This is a genomic window from Pontibacter pamirensis, assembly GCF_010015475.1.
In the GTDB taxonomy this organism is placed as follows: domain Bacteria; phylum Bacteroidota; class Bacteroidia; order Cytophagales; family Hymenobacteraceae; genus Pontibacter; species Pontibacter pamirensis.
The window spans coordinates 73,646-83,260 of sequence record NZ_SSNI01000030.1; the positions used below are offsets into that span (position 1 = coordinate 73,646).

Here is a 9,615-nt window from a genome sequence, read left to right on the forward strand (position 1 = left end):
ATTGTGCCTTACCCGATCACAATCCCGAGCATGTCGCCTAGCTGGCAGTGCAGGGTTTTGAGGTTGCGGATAAAGGTGAGCTGCTGTATCTGCTCCTGCGGGTCTGTGACGAGGCGCAGCTTCTCCATTTCACCTTTAATCATCAGCTCCACATTCCGCCACTTCAGGCGTAGCACGGCCCGCTCGGCTCCATAAGGCAACAGATCAGATTCAGTGGGTACGAAAATATGGTGTGTTTCCCAGTTATGGCTCAGCTCGTGTGGGTCTGAGAGCAGGTTTGTGGCTTCGGTGCGTATCTCCTGGTCGGGGTGGTTGATGAAGTCTTCTGCTGTGGCCAGATTCCCGTCGCAAAGCTTGTCTTTGATCAAATCCATCAGGCGGGCGTAGAGCGGCGTCCGGAACTCCACATCCTCCAGCTGCTCCAGCATATACTGGCAGGTGTTCATCCCTTCTTCCAGCACACGGTTTGGGTAGTTGAGCAGCATGCGCACGATTTCGCGCTCGTACCGCTTCAGCATGTCCATATCCGAGATCGGCTTCTCCGGCTCGGGTTCTGCAAAAGGCGGCGCCATAAAATGCTCCGGCCCATCCTGCTTCTGCTGTTGCTGGCGGTCCTGCAGCTGCATTTTGTTGTACTCCGAGATCAGCACCTGCTCATCAATATCGAAGATGAGGCTGCAGCTACGGAAGAAAACCGTGCGCTTAATAGAATCCGGAATTTTGGCAATGGAGGCGACAATTTCGCGAATCGCCTCTGCCTTTTTTACCGGACTGCCTTTGGCTTCGGCGGCATACAAGCTGGTTTTGAAGGATATAAAATCCTGCGAATGCTCCTGTATATATGCTTTGAAAGCGGTGTCTCCTACTTTTTGGATGTAAGAATCCGGGTCCTCCCCTTCCGGGAACGTCACCACATCCACATTCAGGCCACTCTCCAGGATTAGGTCAATCCCGCGAAGGGAAGCTTTGATACCAGCTGCATCACCATCATATAACACCGTGATATTCTCTGTATAGCGGGCAATCAGCTTTATCTGTCCTTCGGTGAGCGAGGTGCCTGAAGAGGCCACCACGTTCTCAATACCACCCTGGTGCAGCGACAGCACATCTAGGTAGCCCTCCACCATATAGCACATGTCCTGCATCCGTATGGCCTGCTTCGCCTGAAACAGGCCATACAGCACGTTGCTCTTGTGGTAGATATCTGACTCGGGAGAATTAAGGTATTTCGGGCTTTTCTTGTCGTTTGTCTTCAGCGTACGGGCCCCAAAACCCACCACGCGTCCCGACACGTTATGAGTCGGGAACATGACACGGCCCCGGAAACGGTCATACTTCTTGCCATCTTCTTTAGCGATAGTCAGACCGGTTGCCTCCAGGTATTTCTGCTGATACCCTGCTTTAAGCGCGGCATCCGTCAGGTCCGTCCACTCATCCACGCTATAACCCAACTCATACTTCTTGATGGTATTCGCGCTCATGCCCCGCTGCTTCAGGTACGACATGCCGATGCCGCCCTGCTCGTGTGCATGCAGATTCTGCTGGAAGTGCTTGTTAGCGAAATCAGAGACAATGAAAAGGCTGTCGCGCTCGCTCTGCTCCTTTGCATATTCCGGGTTCGGATTATCCTCCGGCACCTCGATGCTGTACTTCTTCGCCAGGTATTTAATGGCCTCTGGAAAGCTCGTGCCTTCCACATCCATTATAAACTGCACCGAGTTGCCTGCCTTGCCACAGCCAAAGCACTTATAAATGCCTTTTGCCGGAGATACTGAGAAAGACGGGGATTTCTCGTGATGGAAAGGACAGCAGGCCCACATGTTCTGACCCTTCTTCTTCAGCGACACAAAATCACCCACCACCTCCGTAATATCGGCCTGGACTAGCACTTGGTCAACAACTTCTTTCGGGATCAGGGACATGGGCAAAGGGTATTAGCGGAAGACAAAGATAAGGGTTTCGCTAATTTGGAGTAACGGAATTTTAAATAACTGAAAGTTTTGGGATACGCAGCAGGCGTGGTTGCCGTAAAAACGCCTTCCACTGTTTCCCGTGGGAATCTTGTTGGTAAGCTGCAAAGACTTAACCTCTCCTCTACCAAGTTTTTTTTACAAGAGTCCGTATTAAGGCATGGGAAGTATAATACTTTCAAACAGCAAATATGTAATCTGCCTAAGCTGCCGTTGCGACCGTTCATACAGTGGCATCTAACCTATAGTTGCATTGTTTCTCTCTGAGCTCTCAAGCCCGAGAGGCCTCGTCTTTGGGCATCGCGCTGGGCGTTTTTTGCGCCAAGGCGCTGCCGCGCGAGCGGCACCAAAAATCTCCAAAGGCGCTCAACCCAAAGACTGGAAACTACTTCACTCCGTGCTGACGGAAAGTGAAAAATAACAAAGGGGCGGTGCTATAAAAGGAAATTTATGTGAATGGTATAGAAAATAAACAGGCTTCGCACTTACTCATTTTATATGCTTCCTGTAAAATGAAGTTATTCATAGCTTACCCCTTCAACATCTCCTCATACAGCTTCCTGTTCTCTGCATCAAAACATACAAATACCACCTGCTGCAGGCTGGTGTCGTGTTGCTGCAGGTAGTCATTTACCGCCTGCACCGCTACCTGGGCGGCTTTGTCTTTAGGGTAACCGTACACGCCGGTACTAATGTTGGGGAAGGCGATGCTTTGCAATTGTTTATCAGAGGCAATCCGGAGGCTGTTTTTGTAGCAGTTGGCAAGCTGCTCCGGCTCATCTTTGTCGCCGCCATGCCAGACAGGGCCAACGGTATGTATCACGTACCGGGCGGGAAGCTTGCCTCCTGTTGTGATAACAGCCTCGCCGGTGGGGCAGCCACCCTGCCGCGCCCGTATCTGCTTGCACTCCTCCAGAATAGCGGGGCCGCCTGCTCTGTGAATGGCACCGTCTACACCGCCACCGCCTAACAGGCTGTTGTTGGCGGCATTTACAATAGCGTCCGTTTCTACTTTAGCAATATCTCCCTGTTGTACTTCTATTTTTGTGCCTGCCATAGTATAAATGTTTTCTCTCCACTACGGCAAATAGCTGGCAAAGTCGAAGAAGAAGCTATGACTGCTGGTTTACAGGATGAGCCGCTGCTTTAGAGCAACTTTAGCTGAGGCCGGCGCAGCAGTGGCAGGTGAATCCGGCACAGGAATAAACTCTTCCTGTGCCCCTGCCTTAGCTGCCGTTGTACTATTGCCTGTACTGCCCAGTTCCAGGCAGCATATGATGACGAAGAGAGCCAGTAACAGCAGCAAGAGACTGCCAAATCCTTCTGAATGTTCTTTTTCCATAGCTAAGTTAGTGCAGCGGGTATACAATCAAATAAAAGACCCGGCTATCCGCTGTACCGTTGCATCAGCAGGAGAGATAATTTACTGATGGCCAGCGGCAAACTAATACATACCACAGCTTGTTACACTCTAAAGGCCTTCGCTTATGAATAGCGGTTTTTCGTTTGTATCTTTGCGGGGCTAAAAGCAAAGCTTTATACTATGGCAATCACAAAAGAAGATATATTAAAAGCACTCAGCTATGTAGAGGAGCCTGATTTAGGTAAGGACCTCGTGACGCTGAACATGATAGAGAATGTGCAGGTAGACGGCAAGAACGTAAGCTTTACCGTAATCCTGACTACGCCTGCCTGCCCGCTGAAAGACCTTATCCGCAATGCCTGCGTTACCGCCATCCATACGATGGTGGACAAAGAGGCCGACGTAACCGTGAACATGACTTCACGGGTAACCTCCGGCCGTGGCGACACCTCTGAAATAATGAAAGGGGTTAAAAACATCATAGCCATTGCATCTGGCAAAGGCGGTGTGGGTAAATCAACTGTAACTACTAACCTCGCGATTGCCCTGGCACAGTCCGGCGCAAAAGTGGGCCTGATTGATGCCGATATTTCCGGCCCGTCTATCCCGACCATGTTCGGGGTGGAGCAGGAGCGCCCAAACATGGTACAAGGTGATAACGGTAAGAACTATATCATGCCGGTAGAGCGGTATGGCGTTAAGATGATGTCTATTGGCTTCCTGACACCAGCAGACGGTGCCGTGGTTTGGCGCGGCCCGATGGCCAGCTCAGCGCTGCGCCAGTTTATCTCTGATGTGGAATGGGGTGAACTGGACTACCTGCTGCTGGACCTGCCGCCGGGAACCTCCGATATCCACCTGACGATGGTACAGGCCTTGCCGGTAACGGGTGCCGTTATCGTAACAACGCCGCAGAAAGTGGCTTTGGCTGATGCGGTGCGCGGCCTGCAAATGTTCCGCCAGCCGCAGATAAACGTGCCAGTGCTTGGTGTAGTGGAGAATATGGCTTACTTTACGCCTGCTGAGCTTCCTGAAAACAAATACTTCATTTTTGGCGAAGGTGGTGGCAAAGCCCTTGCTGAGAAATATGAGATAGCACTTTTAGGCCAGGTGCCAATTGTGCAGAGCATCCGGGAGAGCGGCGATGCCGGAACTCCTGTGGTTTTAGAGAACGATTCCCCGGCTTCCGGTGTTTTCAAGGAATTGGCACAGGCTGTGGCGCAACAAGTATCGGTTCGCAACGCCACGGTAGCCAAAACAAAACCTGTAGAAATTAAAAGCTAAAGATAATGGCAGTCACAAACATAGATCAAGATTTCATGCTCCGGGTAGAGAGTGCCCTCGACCAGATCAGGCCTTACCTCGAAGCTGACGGCGGCAATGTAAAAGTGCTGGAGGTAACCGAGGACATGGTGCTGAAACTGGAACTGTTAGGCGCATGCGGCTCCTGTCCCATGTCTGCCATGACTTTAAAGGCTGGCGTTGAACAGTCGGTGTTAAAGGCTGTGCCGGAAATCAAATCCGTCGAAGCCGTGAATGTCATGCCTTTATCAGTATAAATGAGATGTAAGCAGCTAGATATTAGACTATTTTGTAAGTGTATACAAAGAAGCGGGTGTGGTTTTTCCATACCCGCTTCTTTCTTTTATACGGAGGTGAGGTCTGTGTTAACAGCAACTAAAATTAAATTTTAAGTTTCATACTCGCCCGTCTTCGTACGGACAGGTCGCGACCCAATGCCGTTAACTTAAGCTTTATCTTGTCATTTCGAACCCTGTGAGAAATCTGGGTTTTTTCATGGCCCCGCAATATTTCAGATTTCTCACAGCGTTCGAAATGACAGTTTAGCTACTGTATTTCCTTAAGTTAACGGCATTGGGTCGCGGTCTGTCCAATCGTTCCAGAGACAATCTGGCAGAATCAAGATTTTAAGGATTTGTTGGATGGACACCCATAACTACTTCAGTCATCGCTGTTTCACCCACAAGCCGATGTCCGGACAGACCTGCCCTACGAGCACCAGAGACATAGCAAACATAAATTCACCGCTGTTCCGGACATCTCTGTCCGGAACGAAACTGCTGGGGACTTCTTTGTCCCCGTTCTACTTTACCGGGTCCAACCACCCCTACCCCTCCTGGGGGTGAAGGGGCCCCCTTTAAAGTCCAAGGCGGGGAACCTGCTATTCTAGTTCGCTTTTGGCTAGTTGCATTGCAAATAGTTAGTATTAGAAAAAGATTTAGCTTTTCTTAATGCTGCAAATCAGGTCTTTCTCATCCTTAAATCTTCAAATCTTTTTTTCACTTTCCCTTCAAAGGCAAAAAAGCTATATTTACATACAACCTGACGCACGGACAAAATGATCAAAGCAAACGATCCGGACCTCCACTCCTGGATAGAGATAGCCCCTGACAGTGATTTCCCCATCCAGAACCTACCCTTCGGTATTTTCACCACTCCTGAAAGAACACCGCGTGTGGGAGTGGCCATCGGAGAGTATATCCTGGACCTGTGCGTGCTGGGCCAGCACGATTTTTTTGTGCTGATCGACCTGGACCCAAACGTATTCCACCGCCCTTACCTGAACGACTTCATCTCCTTAGGCAAACCTGTGTGGCGGGCGGTACGCAACCGTATCTCAGAACTCCTCCAGAACAACAATACAGAAATCAGCGGGAACAGCAACCTAATACGGGAGTGCCTGGTGAAACAAAGTGAGGCAGAGATGCTGCTGCCGGTAAAAGTGCAGAACTACACAGACTTTTACAGCAGCATGGAGCACGCCACCAATGTGGGTTCTATGTTCCGGGACCCGGAGAACGCGCTGCTGCCAAACTGGAAACACCTCCCGGTAGGCTACCATGGCCGCGCCTCCTCAATTGTGGTATCAGGCACTGACATTTACCGGCCAAAGGGACAAACGAAATCGCCGGATGCAGCCGCACCTATTTTCGGACCCACCCAACAACTGGACTTTGAGTTGGAGGTGGCTTTTATTACAGGCAAAGACTCTGTTTTAGGCGAAAGCATCACCACGTACGAGGCAGAGGATTATATCTTCGGGCTCGTGCTGTTCAACGACTGGTCGGCGCGGGATATACAGACTTGGGAGTATGTGCCGCTGGGGCCCTTCCTGGCTAAAAGCTTTGCCTCTTCTGTTTCACCCTGGGTTGTGACCTTGGATGCGCTGGAGCCATTCAGGGTTAAAGGCCCGGAGCAGGATCCACAGCCGCTGCCTTACCTGGAGGTACTGGGCAACCGAAACTTCGACATACAATTGGAGGTGCTGCTACAGCCGGAAAGTGGCAGCGAGCACAGCATCAGCCGCTCTAATTCCAAGTACCTTTACTGGAACATAAACCAGCAGCTGGCGCACCAGAGCAGCAATGGCTGCAACATCCAGGTAGGCGACCTCTATGCCTCCGGTACCATCAGCGGCCCCGACAGGAGCTCCTACGGTTCCATGCTCGAACTAACCTGGCGTGGCACACAGCCGCTGCTACTGCCAGATAACACCACACGCCAGTTCATCCATGACTATGATACCGTCATCATGCGCGCACATGGCGAACACAACGGCATCAGGATAGGTTTTGGCGAGGTGAAGACAAAGGTGTTACCAGCTATATAGCTTCAGGGGGTGATCTGCAAATCCGCAGCAGGTTGTGCTGCACTGACACCTCTGAAGAAGCTATACAGGCAATGTGAAGCTGAAATTATCTGCCTTTTGTTATGTGATTTTTTTAATGCAAGCGAATAATAGGCCTATCCTATCATCCAGCGGTAAAGCCATTTTATTCTCTATTTCACTGGCGCAAGTTTTCAAACTTGTGTCTAAAAATGTTGTCGGGTTGCAAACCCTCACCAGAGGCAAGCGAGGACCAGTACAGGGACAGCTGCCTTAACCAAATGAAACAGCCTTAAGTCCCAGCGGGAATTTTTGTAACGGCTTTGCAGGACGTCATCTTTTAAAAGAAACCAATTTTAAGATAACTGGTGAAAGGAGAAGGCTTATAAAGAAAGCGGCAACCGTTGTGACGACAAAATCCCAAAAATCACCATCCATACGCAAGACTTCTTCTAAGTTTAATCCAGCTACAATTCTGACAGCGACAATAACTAAAATAACCACCATAACAACAGGCCAGTAGGCAACCGTCTTATTGGTTTTGTCCGCGGGAACATCTTCTCTCGGCAGCCTTAAAACGGCATATAACACAACAGCCAGCCCTACAACTGAACTTAGCACATTCAGTACAAAGAAAAGAGGGAGCGACATTATCCTTAAGTCGGCATCTGCGGGTAGCATGGCGAACTGATTTTGCCCCGGACCATTTCTATGGGTAAAACCGTCCCAAATAAGGTGGCTTGCAGCCCCAAGTATGATCGAGACTACAATTATAAAGTAGTGCTTTTTGAAATGCACCAACCAGTTCAGTTCCTTAAACCGGGCCAATCGTTTTCTCAGAAAAGCAGGCAGGTTGTCTATTAGCGGATCACGAACTAACCTGTGAAATAAAAAAGAAAGTATAATCCCCAAAGGAAGACAGAACCAGAATATCGCGCCCCAGGTATGGCTGTAACTGTTGCCACCTTCCATGTTAAAAAACTTCTCAAAGTCCGGGGCCATGCTCCCAATCACCAGACCAGTTAAAGAAGACCACCCTTTAGGCAGATACTTGAATGGTAAAACAGCGGCAGGATGAGATAAAGTAAACGGCATTGCTTAAACGCTATGGATGTGTTGATGCTGTTCAACAGATACTCCACCTAAGGCACAATGGTTATCGAACATACTCTTAAAACCCAAAGAGGGCAAACTGATTAGCTTGCCCTCTTTGGGTTTTTATGTTTACAATTTCTTTATGTTGCTCATCCAGTCTGCTATGTCTGGAATTACTTTAAAAAATCAGCAAGAATATACTCACATCTTAAATTATACAATCTAGCCGACTGCTATCTGTTATTTCTGCGGAATCTTTTTCCTCTAAAGTCTGGTGTATATAAAGCCTTAACTGAAGCAGTCAAGAAATGGTCGTTCTCTCCTGAATACCCCGCCTCATTCACCATGTTGTCAAGGTAATCAGTTGAAGTGAAGGTAAAGTTAATTTCCGGTGCTACACTGAACTCTTTTGAACATTGAATATTCAGCCCCGCTCCTATGGGAACAACCGCTGCTACAGATGGATAGTCCTTTAAAGCCGGAAGTGTTCCATTTTCATCCTCGAAATAAGAAGAAGCTTTATAGCGCGCTACACCCAATCCTACTTTCACGTAAGGTATCAGTATGCTCCTGCGCTTGTTACTTCCAAAGCCACTGTATCCATCAATTAAGTTTACAACAAGAGAACCTGAAGCTTGTAAGGTATGTGACTTAAAGGAAACATCCTTGTTGTCAGTCTCACCTTCAGACGCTTTGAAACCATTATAGTCGAAGCTCCCCAGCACGCCTATAATAGGTGTGAACATATACATCACGCCTAGACTAGCGTTTGGCCCAAAGCCATTGTTCCTGAACGGTCGTAGGCCATCGTCGCCAAAGTTATGCCCCCTGTTGTCACTGTTCAGAACCGACATACCTGTTCCTGCAATAAACGAGATCCCAGGGCTTGATTTACTGCCATAGATACTCCTTTTTTTAATGTTGTACTGCGACCTAAACTTGGGCTTGTGCGATTGTGCCTCTACACTAACTGCTGCAACCAAAAGAGAAAAAAGGAGCGCAGTTAAGAATTTTGTTTTTTGAAACATGGGTGTTGCAGCCTTGATAGAAGAATGGATAAGAAACAGATTGCTGTGTTTACAATATTTATAGATGTAAATATATAGTTTTATTGATAATAAAAAAAATATACCATATCATTTACAATAAAACTCATAATGAAGCATAGCAGCGTGTCACTTCATGCATTGTGCTGTACACTGGAGGCACGACAGATTATTGTAAAGGAGTACAGGAGAAATTGTTTAATTTCTTCGTACGAACAGGTCGCGCCCTGGCCAATCGTTGCCATTTAGTCTGAATCAGGATTTTCAAGATTGTAAGGATTAGCAGGATTGGCAGGATGAATATTCATTACCAGTTCAGCCGCCCCTGTTGCATCCCTGAGCTGACGCGTGGGCAGGTCGCGCCTTAATATCGTCAACTTAAGTTATTTTTGTCATCCTATCTTTGAATGGATGTGCAAGAGTCCTAAAATAGTCTTTACAAAGAAGGGCTGAGTCTGTAGCTTTAAAAGCAAAAGAAGAAGGGGAAAAGAGTAAGGCAGCTGTTTGTCATTG

At 48.4% G+C, this 9,615-nt stretch carries 8 protein-coding genes; 3 read left to right on the top strand and 5 right to left on the bottom strand.

All coding sequences use genetic code 11. From position 1 onward, the window contains the following. Positions 1 to 8 precede the first annotated feature (8 nt). From dnaG to E1919_RS20090, 3 genes are all read right to left on the bottom strand, one after another. Entirely contained in the window at positions 9 to 1,922 is a 1,914-nt protein-coding gene (gene dnaG, locus E1919_RS20080; protein WP_162055212.1) for a DNA primase, read from the bottom strand. Between the two features lie 577 nt (positions 1,923 to 2,499). Beyond that, complete coding sequence (locus E1919_RS20085) at positions 2,500 to 3,027, bottom strand: O-acetyl-ADP-ribose deacetylase (RefSeq protein ID WP_162055213.1); 528 nt, start codon at positions 3,025 to 3,027, stop codon at positions 2,500 to 2,502. A 69-nt stretch (positions 3,028 to 3,096) separates the two neighbouring features. Then, positions 3,097 to 3,312 carry a hypothetical protein gene (locus E1919_RS20090; RefSeq protein WP_162055214.1) on the bottom strand — a complete coding sequence of 72 codons (216 nt, stop codon included), beginning with the start codon at positions 3,310 to 3,312 and terminating at the stop codon, positions 3,097 to 3,099. Between the two features lie 201 nt (positions 3,313 to 3,513). Here E1919_RS20090 and E1919_RS20095 point away from each other — a divergent pair, with 201 nt between their 5' ends. From E1919_RS20095 to fahA, 3 genes are all read left to right on the top strand, one after another. After that, complete coding sequence (locus tag E1919_RS20095; RefSeq protein WP_162055215.1) at positions 3,514 to 4,617, top strand: Mrp/NBP35 family ATP-binding protein; 1,104 nt, start codon at positions 3,514 to 3,516, stop codon at positions 4,615 to 4,617. Positions 4,618 to 4,622: 5 nt separating this feature from the next. Then, positions 4,623 to 4,892: a NifU family protein gene (locus E1919_RS20100; protein WP_162055216.1), complete on the top strand. Its 270-nt coding sequence runs from the start codon at positions 4,623 to 4,625 to the stop codon at positions 4,890 to 4,892. A gap of 800 nt (positions 4,893 to 5,692) precedes the next feature. Continuing rightward, complete coding sequence (gene fahA, locus E1919_RS20105) at positions 5,693 to 6,964, top strand: fumarylacetoacetase (protein WP_162055217.1); 1,272 nt, start codon at positions 5,693 to 5,695, stop codon at positions 6,962 to 6,964. 330 nt (positions 6,965 to 7,294) lie between these two features. Here fahA and E1919_RS20110 read toward each other — a convergent pair whose 3' ends face one another. Both E1919_RS20110 and E1919_RS20115 read right to left on the bottom strand, forming a co-directional pair. After that, a complete protein-coding gene (locus tag E1919_RS20110) occupies positions 7,295 to 8,056 on the bottom strand; it encodes a DUF4184 family protein (RefSeq protein WP_162055218.1) in 762 nt (253 codons plus the stop codon). 233 nt (positions 8,057 to 8,289) lie between these two features. Then, positions 8,290 to 9,084, bottom strand: a complete 795-nt coding sequence (locus E1919_RS20115) for an outer membrane beta-barrel protein (protein ID WP_162055219.1) — start codon at positions 9,082 to 9,084, stop codon at positions 8,290 to 8,292. Positions 9,085 to 9,615 lie beyond the last annotated feature (531 nt).

Bases quoted from the DNA above. Each gene is read 5' to 3' on its own strand.
- E1919_RS20090 (WP_162055214.1), bottom strand. From the start codon at position 3,312: ATGGAAAAAGAACATTCAGAAGGATTTGGCAGTCTCTTGCTGCTGTTA.
- E1919_RS20095 (WP_162055215.1), top strand. From the start codon at position 3,514: ATGGCAATCACAAAAGAAGATATATTAAAAGCACTCAGCTATGTAGAG.
- E1919_RS20110 (WP_162055218.1), bottom strand. From the start codon at position 8,056: ATGCCGTTTACTTTATCTCATCCTGCCGCTGTTTTACCATTCAAGTAT.
- E1919_RS20100 (WP_162055216.1), top strand. From the start codon at position 4,623: ATGGCAGTCACAAACATAGATCAAGATTTCATGCTCCGGGTAGAGAGT.
- dnaG (WP_162055212.1), bottom strand. From the start codon at position 1,922: ATGTCCCTGATCCCGAAAGAAGTTGTTGACCAAGTGCTAGTCCAGGCC.
- E1919_RS20115 (WP_162055219.1), bottom strand. From the start codon at position 9,084: ATGTTTCAAAAAACAAAATTCTTAACTGCGCTCCTTTTTTCTCTTTTG.
- fahA (WP_162055217.1), top strand. From the start codon at position 5,693: ATGATCAAAGCAAACGATCCGGACCTCCACTCCTGGATAGAGATAGCC.
- E1919_RS20085 (WP_162055213.1), bottom strand. From the start codon at position 3,027: ATGGCAGGCACAAAAATAGAAGTACAACAGGGAGATATTGCTAAAGTA.